The sequence below is a fragment of the Aromatoleum evansii genome (genome assembly GCF_045689615.1).
GTDB lineage: Bacteria > Pseudomonadota > Gammaproteobacteria > Burkholderiales > Rhodocyclaceae > Aromatoleum > Aromatoleum evansii.
Genome location: NZ_CP141259.1, coordinates 938,048 through 952,637, shown reverse-complemented (window position 1 = coordinate 952,637; position 14,590 = coordinate 938,048). Strand labels below are relative to the sequence as shown.

The window sequence follows — 14,590 nt, the reverse complement described above, 5'->3', positions numbered from 1 at the left end:
ACTCATGCATCCTTGGCATCCCGGGGCCACTCGCCGACCCGGACCCCGTCCGCGGCGACCGTCACCGGCACGCCGGTCAGGGACTCTCCCTGACAATCCCCGCGCACGCAGACGCCATCGGCCCAGCGGAATACGGCGTAATGCACGTTGCACTCGATCGACACCCCGGGCTCGAGGTAGAGGTGCCTGTCCAGGCGTGCGAGTTCCGAGCCGAGATGGGGGCAGCGATTCAGAAAGCATCGGACCGTCTCGTGCTGCCTCAGCACGATGAGCGAGATTTCGATTCCGCCCCGCAGCAATCGGACGACATGGCCTCCCGTGGGCGGAACCTCGTCGAGCCTGCAGATGAACGTGCCTGCGGGCAATTCGCTTGCCAGGCTTGCGCGAATGTCGCCGCGATGAACGTTCATGCGCCCTACCCCGCCTCGGCGATGGCCACTTCGAGACGGTCGCGCGCGCCGGCAAAGTCGAAGCTCCGGGCCGCCTGAAGCACCGCATCGAAACTCCCGCCGAGCGCCGCGCGCAAGTCGGCGGCATTGCTTTCGAGCAGCGCCACACTCGCAAAATCGTCGGCTGCCAGGCGATCGAGGACGGCCCGGCAGAGTTCCCGTGCGGCGGTGTCGACCGCTGCTGTCTGCGCGACACCCGCCGTCGCCGGGGGAACTGGTTGCGACGGCGAGGTTGGCGATCGCACAGCGGTCTGCGGCCCGATCCAGCGCTGCAGGGCTTCCTGAAGTCGGGTGGGGTCGACCGGCTTCGTGAGGTAATCGTTCATCCCGGCCGCGAGACATCGCTCGCGGTCTCCGGGCATGGCACTGGCCGTCAGCGCGACAATCGGCAAACCCTGCAAACCGGGCAGCTTGCGCATCTCACGCGTTGCCGTGATGCCGTCCATGACGGGCATCTGCATGTCCATGAGGACGAGCTGCCAGACCTGTTCCTGCGCGCGGCGAAGCGCCTCCGCACCGTCTTCCGCGAAGCCGACCTCGACGCCCGAATCGCGCAACAGCGCCGCCACAACCTCGCGATTCAGCTCATTGTCCTCCACCAGCAGCACCCGGGCGCCCGCCACGACCGCTCCCGACGCAGGCAAGGCGGGGGACGGAACAGGAGGGGAAGACGCACGTCGGGAAACGCCCACCTTGCACGTAAACCAGAAGGTCGAGCCTCCTCCCGGCGCGCTGTCGACGCCGACCGCACCGCCCATGAGTTCGGCCAGACGCTTACTGATTGCCAGCCCCAACCCCGTGCCGCCGTACTTGCGCGTGATCGAGCTGTCGGCCTGCTCGAAGCTGCGGAACAGGCGCGAGCGTTGTTCTTCCGCGATGCCGATGCCGGTGTCGCTGACCTCGAAACGCAGCTCGAGCTCGTCGTGCATCGCGTGCTGGACGCGGGTGCGTAGCACGATCCGGCCGCGCTCGGTGAACTTGACCGCGTTGTTTGCGTAGTTGAGCAGCACCTGCGAAATGCGTAACGGATCACCGAGAACGAAGGTCGGCACGTCGGGCGCCAACTCGATGACGAGGTCGAGCCCCTTGCCCTTCGCCTTGTCGGCGATCTGCGCCCCCACTTCGCCAACCAGTCCCGGCAGATCGACATCGATGTGTTCGGGTGTCAGCTTGCCGGCCTCCATCTTGGACAGGTCCAGAACGTCGTTGATGATGCCGAGCAGGTGTTTGCTCGAGGCCTGCACCTTCTCCAGCAGCCCGCGCTGCTGCGCTGCGAGATCGCCCTTGAGCACCAGATGGGTGATGCCGATGATGACGTTGAGCGGCGTGCGCATCTCGTGGCTCATATTGGCGAGGAAGGCCGACTTGGCGTTCGCCGCCTCTTCGGCCAGCGCTCGCGCGCACTCCATGTTCTCGAGGACGGCGTGCTCCGCGCTGATGTCGTCGATGACCCACACCGTACCCTTGCTGCGGTCATGCACGTCCACCGCGATGCCGGTCAGGCGGGCCCAGAACAGCGACCCGTCGCGCCGCATCAGCTGCTGTTCGCGCCGATGCGGCCTGCCCTGCCAGATCGTCTCGTACACCTCGCCGCCGCCCGCTTCGCAGGCCGCCTCGTCGGGATACCAGATTGCGGTCGACTGCCCCGCCATCGCGCCTGGCGGCCAGCCCAGCATCTCGTGCAGCCGCCGATTGCAGCGGACCAGCACGCGATCCCTGATCAGGGCGATGCCCGATGAAGTCGTATCGAAGATCGCCTGCTGCTCATCGATTGCAGCTTTGAGGGAATCCGTGGCCGCCGCGAGCTCGGCCGTCCGCTCGGCGACCAGGGTTTCGAGCCGTTCGCGATAACGCTGAACCTCCCGCTCGGCCTCCTTCTGCGCGCTGATGTCGGACCAAGCCGCGTGCAGCAGCATGCGTTCGCCCTCGGGGATCACCGTGAGCAGCACCTCGGCGGGGAAGGTCTCGCCGTTTGCCCTGAGGTGCAGCCACTCGAAGCGACTGCTGCCCTCCGCAAGCGTACGCGCGATGATTTCCGCTGCCTTGGCCGCCGAGGGCTGGCCGTCGGGCTGCAGCACGGGGGAAATGTCGGCCGGGGAGCGACCGAGGACCTGGTCTAGCCGCTCCATCCGCAACATCTTCAGCGACGCCTTGTTGGCAGCGACGATACGCCCGTCCTCGATCAGCGTAACGCCCTGTTGCGTCTCCTCGAACAAGCGCCGGAAGCGCGCCTCGCTCGCCTCCAGCTCGGCCGTGCGCCGGGCCACCGCACGCCGCAAGGCACGCAGCCAGACAATGAGGCCGAGCGCCGCGAGCGCGAGGACGATGAGCGCCGCGGCGAGGTAGCGCAGATATCGACCGTATTCGACCGCCGGGGGGGGCATCCACTTCGCGCGCAGGGCCGCGTCCTCCTCGGCGCTGATGGCGGCGATGCCGCGCTCGACAAGCCGCAGCGCTTCGACATTGCCCTTCTTCACTGCCCGGTGAAACCGCCCCTCGTAGAGCGTGAAAACCTTCGGGAACAGTTGCTGCGCTTCATTGCGGTAGAGGTAGTAGTTTGCCGGGTATTCATCCAGGCAGAACAGGCGCACTTCGCCCGCCAGGGCACCGACGATCAGGCGGGCGTAATCGGGGTACTCGCGAAACTTGTCGACGCCCTGTCTGCCCAGCTCTTCAATGCAGGCATCTCCGGCCATCACGCCAACCATGAAGCCGCGCAGCCCGGCGACGTCGTGGATCCCCTGGATGGACTCGTCCGCATAGACCCCTACCGGGACCTTCGCGTAGGGGGGAGAAAACTCATACAGGGGTTCGCGCGCGGGCGTGCGGAAAATCATGTCGATGACATCCGCCTCGCCCTCCAGCAGGCTGCGTTGCGCCTCGGACCACTGGATGGCCTGCAGCTCGACCTTGACGCCGGTCTTTTGCTCCCAGAGGCGCCAGTAGTCCACCAGATAACCGGTCGGTGCGCCCGCCGGGTCGAGGAACAGGAAGGGCGGATAGTTGTAGTCGCTGACCACTCTCAGCACCCGCGGCTCGGCGCGGGGCTGGGCGTGGCTCGCGCCGGCCGCCAGCAGAACGGCCAGAAAGGCCGCCGCGAGCAGGACAAGTCGCCGCAGCGAGAGGAATCCGCTCATGAGGCGGTCTCCAGGTGCTCGCGCGCCTCGCGCAGCGAGGCGCGTGCCTCGGCGAAGGCGAACGCGTCGATCTCGCTCTCGATTCGGCGCGCCAGGGGGCCGAAAGCCGCTTCGAAGTCCGCGCGGTGTTCCCGGTAGACCCGACATGCCGACACGTCATCGCACGCCAACAGGGCTTCCAGCAAATCGGCGACCTCGCGCAGCGCGGCGAGATCGGGAACCTTCTCGAGCCCTGCGCCCAGCCCAGACGCATCGCTGGCGGGGGCCCGGCCGGGCGATTCATCGCGCACCGGAGCCCTGCGCTGGCTACCGCCGTCCGCCGGCAGCCAGCGGCGCAGCGCGGCGTAGAGCTTCCGGGGATCGACCGGCTTGGGGATGTGGTCGTTCATGCCCGCTTCAATGCAGGCAGCACGATCCTCGTCGAAGGCATTGGCAGTCATCGCGAGGATGGGGGTGGTCGCGTAGCCTGGCAACGCGCGTATCGCGCGAGTGGCTTCGAGCCCCCCCATGACCGGCATCTGGATGTCCATGAGAATGAGGTCGTAGGCCTCGCATGCGGACTTGTCGAGCGCGATGCGGCCGTTTTCCGCCACGTCGGGCACGATGCCTGCACGCGCGAGAAGCGCGAGCGCAACTTCGCGATTGACGGCATTGTCTTCGGCGAGCAGCACCCGCGCATCGGGCGCCAGTTCGGACTGCACGGACAACTCGCCCTGATCGTTTGCGGGCGGGCTCGCCGCCGCCCCGCATGCCTCGGCGTGGGGATATCCCATCGGCACCTCGAGCCAGAAGGTCGAACCCTCGCCCGGCTGACTCGTAACGCCAATGCGCCCGCCCATCAGTTCGACCAGACGGCGACAGATGGCGAGCCCGAGCCCGGTGCCGCCGAAGCGCCGCGTCGTGGAGCTGTCGGCCTGCTCGAAGGCGTGGAAGATGCGCTCCTGTTCGTCCAGGGCAATGCCAATGCCGGTATCCCTCACCTCCAGGCGCACCCACAAACGTTCGGGTTCGAACCCCACGACCTCGCCGCTCACGCGCACCGCTCCCCGCTCGGTAAACTTGATGGCGTTGCCGACGAGGTTAAGCAGCACCTGCTCCAGACGCAGCGCATCGCCGTGCAGCCCGCGTGGCAACGCGCCGAGGTCCGCCTCCAGTTCCAGTCCTTTATGCTCGGCGCGGTCCCGCAGCAGGCTGAAGACGTTGGCGACGACGTGAGGCGGTTCGAAATACACCGCCTCCAGTTGCACCTTGCCGGCCTCGATCTTGGAGAGGTCGAGGATGTCGTTGATGATCCGCAACAGATGCCGGGCCGCCGACGAGATCTTGCGGAGCCGGTCGAGCTGCCCGGGCTCGCCGATGTCGCGCTCGAGCAGGTGAGTGAGACCGATGATCGCATTCATCGGCGTGCGGATCTCGTGACTCATGTTGGCGAGGAATTCGCTCTTGCTACGGCTCGAAGCCTCCGCCGCGAGCTTCGCCGCATTCAGTTCCGCGGTTCGCGCCACCACCAGCTGCTCGAGGTTCTCGCGGTGGGCCGCGAGCTCCTCCAGAAGCCGCTTGCGCTCGGTGATGTCCTCCTTGATCGCGACATAATGGGTGACGCTGCCGCCGCGTTCCCGCAGCGGAATGATCGTCGCGCTCTCGATCACCTCGCGCCCGTCCCGCGTGACATTGACCAGCTCGCCGCGCCAGGCCTCGCCACGCTTGAGCGTGGCCCACAGGTCGCTGTAGGTCGAAGCGGGCGTCTTGCCCGATTTGAGGAAGCGCGGATTGCGACCGATGGCCTCGGCGCGCGAATAGCCGGTCACGTGCACGAACGCGTCATTGACGTATTCGATCCGCGCGTTCAGGTCGGCCACGATGACGGCAATCGGGGCCTGTTCCACGACCAGCGAGAGCTTGCGCACCTCGGCCTGCGTCGCTGCCTCCAGGGCGGCTGCCCGCCTGCGCTCCAGCGCGGCCCCCAGATGCGCGGCGGCGGACTCGAGCAGGCGGCGCTTCTCGTCCCGGAACTGCGCCGCCTCCTCGGCGCCAGGCGGCGCAATCGGGTCGACACAGATGCGCCAGCGCTTGTCCGCCATGTCGGCGAACTCCGCCACCAGAAGCGGCCGACCGTCCGGGGTTCTGGCGCCGTCCGCCGCCTCGACCCTTGTCACGGCAAGGGCCGGGAAACGCATCGCGGCACGCAGCCGCTCGACGACCGCGTCCACCAGCAGGTCCGGCGCGATGTCCGCACGGTCGCACATGCGCGCGACATCATAGACGCAGCTCATCTCCTTGAGGCGTTCGCGCAACCTGCGCTCGGCATCCTCGCGCGAAATGAGCGAATCGCGGAACGCCAGCGCCGCACTCGCGATATCCCCGAGCAAACTTCCCGGCTGCTTGGCGATCTCACGCACCAGCGGCAGGGACTCGGGATCCTGTTCTTCGCGGGCGAATGCGCGCAAGGCGCTGCCGAGGGCGAACAGCCGTTCGCTGAGCCAGGAGCTGAGAACGAACCACGCCAGCACCAGCGTGGACATGAGCGCCCCCCCGACGATCAGGGTGTTACGGATATAGGCGTCGAAGTCGCTCTCGTCGGCGTGCGCACGGGCCCGCTCGTCTTCGATTGTCCGCAGGGTGAGCGCCCGGGTATGGGTCGTGAACTCCACGAAGTGCCGCGACGCCTCGAAGCCGCTGCTCATCGCGGCGCGCGGATCGGACATCAGCAAGCCCATCGTCCCGATGACGCTCGCGCGGTAGTCCTGAAAGTGGAATCGTCCCTCGCGCGCTTCGTGGCGCGAAACGTCGAGTTCAGCGAGACCCGCCACGCGCCCGTCCAGCTCGACGAGGCGGCGCTGCACATCCTCAGCGAGGCGCGCGGCGGCAGCACCATCGAGGCGCCCGACCGCGGCCCCTTCGACTGCCAGATTGACAAGGTGCTGGACCTCGCTCATGTCCTTGTTGATGTGGGTGAGGCGACCGATGAGCTCCAGATGCCCGGACTCGGCCACCCTCCCCGCCCGATGCGCGTCGCGCAGGTCGGTGAAGGAAGCGATCACCAGGACTCCGACCAGCAGCGCCAGGAGGGCGATCGGCAGGAACACGGCCAACAGCAAGGGCGGAATGCGCGCGCGCTTCGGGCTCACGGCCTGCCCCCCCGACATACTCCGATGTCTGCGATCATGATCGCGACCTTCAGGTCTGCGCCTCCGGTTCGTGTTCGGGCTCGGGCTCGGCGTAGCGCGTGGCGATGCTCGCGAACTCGTCTCTGCATGCGAGGAAGGCGTCCACGACATCGGGGTCGAAATGCCGGCCGCGACCGGCCAGGATGATCTCGGTGGCCTGCTCGAGGGGCATAGGCGGCTTGTACACGCGGCGGCTGATCAGCGCATCGAACACGTCGGCGAGCGCCATCAGGCGCGCCGACACGGGGATGGCGTCGCCTTCCAGCGCCTGCGGATAACCGCTGCCATCCCATTTCTCGTGATGCCCGCCCGCAATCTCGTTCGCCACCCTCAGGAATGCAAACGCCCCCGGGGCGTGCTCGGCAACATCGTCGCTGGCTTCCGCGAGCGCCTCTTCCATCGCCTTGCTGATGGCGGCCGTACCGATCAAGGGGTGGGTCTTCATGATCTCCCATTCGCGGGCATCGAGCGGACCGGGCTTGAGCAGGATTGAGTCGGGAATCCCGACCTTGCCGATGTCGTGCAGGGGAGCCGCCTTGACGATGAGTTCGAGCTGCGTTCCGGCGAGCGCCTCGGCAAAGCGCGGATGGTTCCCGAGGTGGCGCCCGAGCGTTTCGACGTAGGACTGGGTACGGACGATGTGCAGGCCGGTCTCGTTGTCGCGCGCCTCGGCGAGGCAGGCAAGCGCCCGGATGCCGAGATCCTGGATGAGGAGGTTCTCGGCCATGCGCCGCGAGATCTCGCGTTCCAGCCAGTTGTTCTGGGCCGACAGGCGGTCACGCGCGCGCTTGAGTTCGAGATGAGTTGCCACCCGCGCGAGGACGATGGCGGGACTGAAGGGTTTGACGATGTAGTCGACGGCGCCGAGCTTGAGCCCCCGCTCCTCGTTTTCCGCCGCATCCATCGCGGTGACGAAGATCACCGGAATGTCGCGCGTTGCAGGATCCTCCCGCAACCGCCCGAGGACCTCGTATCCATCCAGTCCCGGCATCATCACGTCGAGCAGGATCAGGTCCGGCCTGGGCGCGGTGTTCGCCACGCGCAACGCCCGTTCGCCCGAATTTGCGGCGCGAACGCGACACAGCGGCTGCAATAGTTCGCCAAGCACGGTCAGATTCTGTGGCGTGTCATCGACGATCAGGATCGTCGGTTCATCCATCGCACTCAGGTTTTGCTGGCTTTTCATCTGCTTGGTCCCATGACTGCGGCAACCGTGCCGCGCTCCGGAGCGACATGTCGCCACCGTCCGGCCCGTCATCGCGCCGAAGTGGCAAGCCGGCAGAACCGATTATGTACATATCTTGCGATTCGCTGCAGCATCGAATCCCCCGGGTGTGGTTCGAATCTTACGGCGCAAGGCTGGAAACACGCGTCGGAAGGGCCTGCGACAGTCGCACCGCCGGCGAACGCTGCGGCAGCGCCTGGGAGGTGTGCGCCAGCGAAGTGACAAAGACGCACAAATCGCTTCGAAGATGTCGTTTGCTCCGCCAGGTCATATTCCCTAGCATGATCCCGGCACAGCGCCCGAATGTCCGCGCGCCGCAGGAGCGGGGCCGGCGGATCGCCGCGCACCGCGCACATACCCGGCGGGGCTCGTCGCCTGCACGCCAGCAGTTCGCTTTTTTCACAACGTCGACCGCCGCCGCAGGCGACGGGGTTTTCCGCAGGTCGAGGCCTCATGGCAAGCGCACTTTCACACATCCGCGTACTGGACCTTTCGCGCATCCTGGCCGGGCCGTGGTGCAGCCAGATGCTGGCCGACCTCGGCGCCGACGTGATCAAGGTCGAGCGCCCCGGCACGGGCGACGACACGCGCGGCTGGGGGCCGCCGTGGCTCAAGGACGAGCATGGCGCCGACACGGATGTCGCCGCCTACTACCTGTGCGCAAACCGCAACAAGCGTTCGGTCGCAATCGACATCACGCGCGCCGAGGGACAGGCGCTGGTGAGGCGGCTCGCCGCCCAGTCCGACGTGGTGCTGGAGAATTTCAAGGTCGGTGGCCTCGCTCAGTACGGACTCGATTACGCATCGCTGAAGGCGGTCAATCCGCGCCTCGTGTATTGCTCGGTGACCGGTTTCGGCCAGGATGGCCCCTACGCGCCACGCGCCGGTTACGACTTCCTGATCCAGGGCCTGGGCGGCCTGATGAGCGTTACCGGCCGGCCCGACGGCGAGGAAGGGGGCGGTCCGATGAAGGCCGGCGTGGCACTGACGGACATCCTCACCGGACTGTATGCCTCCAACGCGATCCTCGCTGCGCTGGCATGGCGCGAGCACAGCGGCGAAGGGCAATACATCGACCTTGCATTGCTCGACGTGCAGGTCGCCTGCCTTGCCAACCAGGCCGCCAACTACCTCGCGACCGGCCGCTCGCCGGGCAGGCTGGGGAATGCGCATCCGAACATCGTGCCCTACCAGGACTTTCCCACCGCCGACGGCTACATGATCCTGGCCATCGGCAACGACGGGCAGTTTGCGCGCTTCTGCGCGGAAGCAGGCCGGCCGGCGCTGGCCGACGATCCGCGCTTTGCGACCAACGCGGAACGCGTCAGGCACCGCGCCACGCTGATTCCGCAGCTCAAGCAGCTCACGGTGCTGCGCAGCACGGCCGACTGGATCGCGGCGCTGGAATCCCTCGCCGTGCCCTGCGGCCCGATCAATACGCTCGCCGACGTGTTCGCCGACCCGCAGGTGCAGGCGCGCGGACTCAAGGTGACGATGCCGCACCCGGTCGCCGGCACAGTGCCGCTCGTGGCGAACCCGATGAAGCTTTCGGCGACGCCGCCGGATTACCGCCTTCCGCCGCCGGCGCTCGGCGAACATACCGACGAGATCCTGGGCGGAACGCTGGGCCTGACGGACGCGGAGATCGGGCGTCTGCGCGCCGCCGGCGTGCTCTGACAGTCTGCGCAGGACCGCCCCCGGCGGACCGGGGGGCGGCGCGCTACGGCCTCAGTCCTTGAGGACCGCGGCCATCGCCTCGGCGACGTATTCGACGTTGCGCGTGTTGAGGCCGGCAACGCACATGCGGCCCGAGCGCACGAGGTACACGGCGAACTCCTCGCGCAGGCGGTCGACCTGCGCGGGGCTGAGGCCGGTGTAGCTGAACATGCCGCGCTGCTTGATGAAGTAGCTGAAATCGCGCCCGGGCACGCGTGCGCTAATCACTTCATGCAGCTTCTGGCGCATCGCACGGATGCGGTCGCGCATCGCGTCCACCTCGCCGGTCCATTCCCCATACAGCGCGGGGTCGTCCATCACCATCGCGGTGACGCGCCCGCCGTGGAAGGGCGGGCTGGAGTAGTTGCGGCGCACGGTGAACTTCATCTGGCCGAGCACGCGCGCGGCTTCCTCGGCGTCCTTGCACACGATGGACAGGCCGCCGCAGCGTTCGCCGTAGAACGACAGGTTCTTGGAGAAGGAATTGCTGACGAGGAAGCTCACGCCGGCATCCGCCAACGCGCGGATCGCGAAGGCGTCGTCGTCGAGGCTGTCGCCGAAGCCCTGGTAGGCGATGTCGAGGAAGGGGATGAGATTGCGTTCCTTCGCCACCACGATGACCTCGCGCCACTGCTCCTGCGACAGGTCGACGCCGGTCGGGTTGTGGCAGCACGGGTGCAGCAGGACGATGCTGCGCGCGGGCAGGGTCTTGAGCGTCGCGAGCATGTCGGCGAAGCGCACGCCGCCCGTGGCCGCATCGTAGTAGGGGTAGTCATTCACGGCGATGCCGGCGCCCTCGAAGATCGAGCGGTGGTTGTCCCAGGTCGGATCGCTGACCCACACCTCGCTCGCCGGGAAGTAGCGCTTGAGGAGATCGGCGCCGACCTTGAGCGCGCCCGAGCCGCCGATGGTCTGAATCGTGGCGATGCGCCCCGCCTTGAGCGCGGCGTGTTCCGGGCCGAACAGCAGGCGCTGCACGGCGGCGCGATAGTCGGTCGCGCCTTCCATGGGCAGGTAGGAGCGCGGCAGCGGCGTCGCGGCGAGCGCGACCTCGGCCTTGCGCACGGAGCCGAGCAGCGGGATGCGGCCTTCCTCGTCGTAGTACAGGCCGATGCCGAGGTTGACCTTCTGCGCGCGCGGATCCTGCATGAAGGTTTCGACGAGGGTGAGGATGGGGTCGCCGGGGTAGGCGTCGACGTGTTCGAACATGGGCAGGCAGCTCCGCGGTGATCGGTCGGGTTGTATGGTCGCTGGCGGCGCCGGAGAAATGACACGGCGCGCGCGGGCAGCAGTTACGGGAGTGTATCCGATCGGCTCGGCGCGTCGGAGGCCCTGGCGATGTCGAACGGCGAGCGCAGTCGGCCGGAAAAATATTTTCGCGCGCGGTGTAAGAAACGGACGGGTTCGCGCGACTACGGAAGCAACACGACGATCAACCGATCCGCGTGTTTCCCCAACCGAACCAAGGAGACGAACATGTCCGCCACAACCCTCCACAAGGTTTCCGCCGCCGCCCTCGCTCTCGCGCTGGGTAGCGCTCTGTCGATGTCGTCCGCGCTCGCCGCCGATCCGCCGGCCGACAAGGAGAAGTGCTTCGGCGTCGCGATGAAGGGCAAGAACGACTGCGCCGCCGGCCCCGGCACGAGCTGCGCCGGGACGTCGAAGATGGATCACCAGGGCAATGCGTGGTCGCTGGTGCCGAAGGGCACGTGCGAAAAAACGATGTCGCAGACTTCGCCGACCGGCTTCGGCCAGATGATGGCCTTCAAGGAAAAGAAGAGCTGAGCGCGGCTGCATGACAGGGGAGCGTCCGGCATGACGACCATGAACGCACGGCCTTCGTCCGTGCAGGCCACTGCCCTGCCCGCCCGCGCGGGCCTGGGCCTGAAGCCCGCGCACTTCGGGGAGATCCTCGCGACGCTGCCCGACCTCGGGTTCTTCGAGGTGCATGCGGAGAACTACATGGTGCCGGGCGGCCCCTTCCACCATGCGCTGACGCGCATCCGCGAGCACTATCCGCTGTCGCTGCACGGCGTGGGCCTGTCGATCGGCGGCACCGGCCCGCTCGACGACGCCCATCTGGAGCGCCTCGCGGCGCTGCTGCGGCGCTACGAACCGCAGTCGTTCTCGGAGCACCTGGCGTGGGCGAGCCACGGCGGCGTGTTCCTCTACGACCTGCTGCCCCTGCCCTACACGGGCGAGACGCTGCGGCGCGTATGCGAACACGTCGACGCGGTGCAGGAGCACCTCGGCCGCCGCATGCTGCTGGAGAATCCCGCGACCTACGTGGAGTTCGCGGCGTCGAGCTGGGCGGAGGGCGACTTCATTGCCGAGGTGGTGCGGCGCACGGGCTGCGGGCTGCTGCTCGACGTGAACAACCTCCATGTGAGCTGCGTGAACCACGGCCGCGACGCGCTCGCCTGTCTCGACGCGCTTCCACTCGACGCGGTGGGCGAGATCCACCTCGCCGGTTTCGCGATGCAGCAGGACGCAGCCGGCGCACCACTGCTGATCGACAGCCACGGGGCTCCGGTGGCGCAGGCGGTGTGGGCGCTGTACGACGCCGCGCTGGAACGCGTCGGTGCGCAGCCGACGCTGATCGAGCGCGACAACGACATCCCGCCCTTCGCGGTGCTGCTCGCCGAGGCGAAGCTGGCCGAGCGCCGGTTGAGCGCCTTGCGCACCGCGCTGCCCCCGGAGTTGGCGGCATGAACACGCAAGCCGACTTCGCCGCGGCGCTGCTCGACCCGGCACACCCCTGCCCCGCCGGCCTCGTCGCCTGGAACGGGTCCGACCCCGCCTCACGGTTCGCGGTGTATCGCAACAACGTCGTCGTATCGCTGGTCGATGCGCTGGCGGACACCTTTCCGGTGACGCTCGCCACGGTGGGAGATGCATTCTTCCGCGCGATGGCGCGCGAATTCGTCTTCGCGCACCCGCCGCGCTCGCCGCTGCTGAGCTTCCATGGCCGCGGTTTCGCCGATTTCGTCGCGGCTTTCGCGCCCGCCGCGTGCGTGCCCTGGCTGGCCGACCTCGCGCGGCTGGAGATGCTGCGCGTCGAGGCCTACCACGCAGCCGATGCCGAGCCGCTGCCGGCAGCGGCGATCGCGGCCCTGCTTGCCGACCCCGGGCGCCTGCCCGGACTGCGCCTGCGCTGCCACCCGTCGGCCGCCATCCTGCGCTCGTCGTGGGCGGTGCATTCGCTGTGGGAAGCCCATCAGGACGATCGCGATCCGTCGGCGGTGGATCCGTGCCGGCCGGAGGCCGTGCTGATCGTGCGTAGCGGCTTCGAAGTCGCGACGGTAGGGCTGCCGCACGCGGGCGCCGCCTTCATCGCTGCGCTGAAGCGGGGCGAGCACCTGGCCGCTGCCGCGCAGGCCGGGCAGTCCGTCGACGGCGGCTTCGACCTCGCCCTGGCCTTCGCGACGCTGCTGCACCGGCAGATGATCGTCGCGATCGATTCCGGACCCGGAGGACAAGATAATGAGCTCCATACCTGAGACCCTTCCGCATCGGAACGGACGGATCGCCCCGCAAGTCCTGCATCGCGCGCTCGCGCTGCTGTCGCGCATTCCGGACTCGCTGATCGCCTTCGTCGCCCGCTTCTCGATCGCCGCGGTGTTCTGGAAATCCGGCCAGACGAAGATCGAGGGACTGGCGATCGACCTCGTCAGCGGCGAATTCCGGCTCGGCCTGCCGCGCCTGTCCGACGACGCGCTGTTCCTCTTCCGCGAGGAGTACCGCCTGCCGCTGATCCCGCCGGAGATCGCCGCACCGCTGGCCGCCACGGCGGAGCACGTCTTTCCGCTGCTGCTTCTCGTCGGTCTGGCGACGCGCCTGAGCGCCGCGGCGCTGCTCGTGATGACGCTGACGATCCAGCTCTTCGTCTATCCGGACGCCTACCCCACCCACGGCACTTGGGCGGCGGTGTTGCTGTACCTTATGGCGCATGGCCCGGGCCGAATCTCGCTCGACCACTGGATCGCGCAGCGCTGCAGCCGTCGCTGAAGGACCCCGCGCGCAAGGGCTACTTGTCTTTCTCGTCGCGCCCTTTCGCGTAGGCGCGCATCGCGTCGCGCAGGAACGCCATCTGCTCGCCGAAATTGCGGCAGCCCGAGCACATCGCGATGTGCATGCGCAGCAGCGCCCGCTCCTTGAAGGTCAGCTCGCGCTCCCGTGCCTCGGAATACAGGCGCGTTGCTTCTCTGCAGTTCAGCATGCTCGCTCTCCGTCGAGGAACCAGCGGTTTTCGAGGCATTCGCGCAGGCGCACGCGGGCACGGTACAACATCACGTTGAGATTGCTCACGCTCACCCCGACCGCCGCGCAGATCTCGTCCGATTCGAGTTCGACAAACTCGCGCATCATGAACACCCGCGCCTGATTGGCCGGGAGGTTCTCCAGGCAGACCTCGAACACCTGCCAGAACTCGCGTTCGCGCAGGGATTCGTGCGGATTCCCCCACGCGGCGGGACGTTCATCGACCTGCCAGTGACCACTGCGGTCGAACAGCACGGAAAAATCCTCGTCCTCCTCTTCCTCGCGCAGCAGGCTGGAAGCGTCCACGAGCCGCATGCGCTGGCGCAGGATGTCCGCGATCTTGTGCCTGAGAATGGCGAACACCCAGGTCTTCAACGCAGCCTGACCGGAAAACGATTCCGCGTTGCGCAGCGCGCCGATCAGCGCCTCCTGCACCGCATCCTCGGCGAGTTGCGAGTCAGACAGCTGCAAGGAGGCGAAGCGCAACATCTGGCCGCGCAGCGCGGCGAGAAAGGACTCGTCGCGCAATACCCAAGCCGAGGACGGATCTGCAGCATGGTCTCCGGTGAATGTCGTTCCGCTCATGCAAGGCTCTCCTGCATCGGGCTCCGCGATGCCCGTCAAGAGGGCATTCCA

At 67.5% G+C, this 14,590-nt stretch carries 12 protein-coding genes; 5 read left to right on the top strand and 7 right to left on the bottom strand.

Features of this window, described 5'->3' with window-relative positions; translation table 11 throughout:
• Window positions 1–2: 2 nt before the first annotated feature.
• From U5817_RS04265 to U5817_RS04250, 4 genes are read right to left on the bottom strand one after another with little or no spacing between them, the layout of a single operon-like run.
• Window positions 3–410: a Rieske (2Fe-2S) protein gene (locus U5817_RS04265; RefSeq protein ID WP_407279821.1), complete on the bottom strand. Its 408-nt coding sequence runs from the start codon at window positions 408–410 to the stop codon at window positions 3–5.
• A 5-nt stretch (window positions 411–415) separates the two neighbouring features.
• Window positions 416–3,586, bottom strand: coding sequence for a response regulator (locus U5817_RS04260; RefSeq protein WP_407279820.1), 3,171 nt, complete (start codon window positions 3,584–3,586; stop codon window positions 416–418).
• Window positions 3,583–6,714, bottom strand: a complete 3,132-nt coding sequence (locus U5817_RS04255) for an ATP-binding protein (RefSeq protein ID WP_407279819.1) — start codon at window positions 6,712–6,714, stop codon at window positions 3,583–3,585. Before U5817_RS04255 ends, U5817_RS04260 begins: the two co-directional genes overlap by 4 nt.
• 49 nt (window positions 6,715–6,763) lie before the next feature.
• Window positions 6,764–7,939 carry a two-component system response regulator gene (locus tag U5817_RS04250; protein ID WP_407279818.1) on the bottom strand — a complete coding sequence of 392 codons (1,176 nt, stop codon included), beginning with the start codon at window positions 7,937–7,939 and terminating at the stop codon, window positions 6,764–6,766.
• 492 nt (window positions 7,940–8,431) lie between these two features.
• Here U5817_RS04250 and U5817_RS04245 point away from each other — a divergent pair, with 492 nt between their 5' ends.
• A complete protein-coding gene (locus U5817_RS04245) occupies window positions 8,432–9,655 on the top strand; it encodes a CaiB/BaiF CoA transferase family protein (RefSeq protein ID WP_407279817.1) in 1,224 nt (407 codons plus the stop codon).
• 51 nt (window positions 9,656–9,706) lie between these two features.
• Here U5817_RS04245 and U5817_RS04240 read toward each other — a convergent pair whose 3' ends face one another.
• Entirely contained in the window at window positions 9,707–10,903 is a 1,197-nt protein-coding gene (locus U5817_RS04240) for an amino acid aminotransferase (protein WP_169126491.1), read from the bottom strand.
• Between the two features lie 267 nt (window positions 10,904–11,170).
• On the opposite strand from U5817_RS04240, the gene U5817_RS04235 reads away from it, so the two are divergent.
• The 4 genes from U5817_RS04235 to U5817_RS04220 are packed head-to-tail and all read left to right on the top strand — an operon-like array spanning window position 11,171 to window position 13,702.
• Entirely contained in the window at window positions 11,171–11,479 is a 309-nt protein-coding gene (locus U5817_RS04235) for a DUF2282 domain-containing protein (RefSeq protein ID WP_169126489.1), read from the top strand.
• Between the two features lie 30 nt (window positions 11,480–11,509).
• Window positions 11,510–12,406 (top strand): DUF692 domain-containing protein, encoded by an 897-nt coding sequence (locus U5817_RS04230; protein WP_169126487.1) that lies wholly within the window; start codon window positions 11,510–11,512, stop codon window positions 12,404–12,406.
• Window positions 12,403–13,194 carry a DUF2063 domain-containing protein gene (locus U5817_RS04225; protein WP_169126485.1) on the top strand — a complete coding sequence of 264 codons (792 nt, stop codon included), beginning with the start codon at window positions 12,403–12,405 and terminating at the stop codon, window positions 13,192–13,194. Before U5817_RS04230 ends, U5817_RS04225 begins: the two co-directional genes overlap by 4 nt.
• The gene (locus tag U5817_RS04220) at window positions 13,178–13,702 is read left to right on the top strand and encodes a DoxX family protein (RefSeq protein WP_169126483.1); all 525 of its coding nucleotides are present in this window, start codon (window positions 13,178–13,180) and stop codon (window positions 13,700–13,702) included. The genes U5817_RS04225 and U5817_RS04220 overlap by 17 nt, the downstream gene beginning before the upstream one ends.
• A gap of 19 nt (window positions 13,703–13,721) precedes the next feature.
• On the opposite strand, the gene U5817_RS04215 is transcribed toward U5817_RS04220, so the two are convergent.
• Window positions 13,722–13,913, bottom strand: a complete 192-nt coding sequence (locus U5817_RS04215) for a zf-HC2 domain-containing protein (RefSeq protein WP_169126481.1) — start codon at window positions 13,911–13,913, stop codon at window positions 13,722–13,724.
• The gene (locus tag U5817_RS04210; protein WP_169126480.1) at window positions 13,907–14,539 is read right to left on the bottom strand and encodes an RNA polymerase factor sigma-70; all 633 of its coding nucleotides are present in this window, start codon (window positions 14,537–14,539) and stop codon (window positions 13,907–13,909) included. Before U5817_RS04210 ends, U5817_RS04215 begins: the two co-directional genes overlap by 7 nt.
• Window positions 14,540–14,590 lie beyond the last annotated feature (51 nt).

What these genes read in the sequence shown, in the direction of transcription:
- U5817_RS04265 (WP_407279821.1), bottom strand. Translation starts at nt 410, where the DNA reads ATGAACGTTCATCGCGGCGACATTCGCGCAAGCCTGGCAAGCGAATTG.
- U5817_RS04260 (WP_407279820.1), bottom strand. Translation starts at nt 3,586, where the DNA reads ATGAGCGGATTCCTCTCGCTGCGGCGACTTGTCCTGCTCGCGGCGGCC.
- U5817_RS04250 (WP_407279818.1), bottom strand. Translation starts at nt 7,939, where the DNA reads ATGAAAAGCCAGCAAAACCTGAGTGCGATGGATGAACCGACGATCCTG.
- U5817_RS04245 (WP_407279817.1), top strand. Translation starts at nt 8,432, where the DNA reads ATGGCAAGCGCACTTTCACACATCCGCGTACTGGACCTTTCGCGCATC.
- U5817_RS04240 (WP_169126491.1), bottom strand. Translation starts at nt 10,903, where the DNA reads ATGTTCGAACACGTCGACGCCTACCCCGGCGACCCCATCCTCACCCTC.
- U5817_RS04235 (WP_169126489.1), top strand. Translation starts at nt 11,171, where the DNA reads ATGTCCGCCACAACCCTCCACAAGGTTTCCGCCGCCGCCCTCGCTCTC.
- U5817_RS04230 (WP_169126487.1), top strand. Translation starts at nt 11,510, where the DNA reads ATGACGACCATGAACGCACGGCCTTCGTCCGTGCAGGCCACTGCCCTG.
- U5817_RS04225 (WP_169126485.1), top strand. Translation starts at nt 12,403, where the DNA reads ATGAACACGCAAGCCGACTTCGCCGCGGCGCTGCTCGACCCGGCACAC.
- U5817_RS04220 (WP_169126483.1), top strand. Translation starts at nt 13,178, where the DNA reads ATGAGCTCCATACCTGAGACCCTTCCGCATCGGAACGGACGGATCGCC.
- U5817_RS04215 (WP_169126481.1), bottom strand. Translation starts at nt 13,913, where the DNA reads ATGCTGAACTGCAGAGAAGCAACGCGCCTGTATTCCGAGGCACGGGAG.
- U5817_RS04210 (WP_169126480.1), bottom strand. Translation starts at nt 14,539, where the DNA reads ATGAGCGGAACGACATTCACCGGAGACCATGCTGCAGATCCGTCCTCG.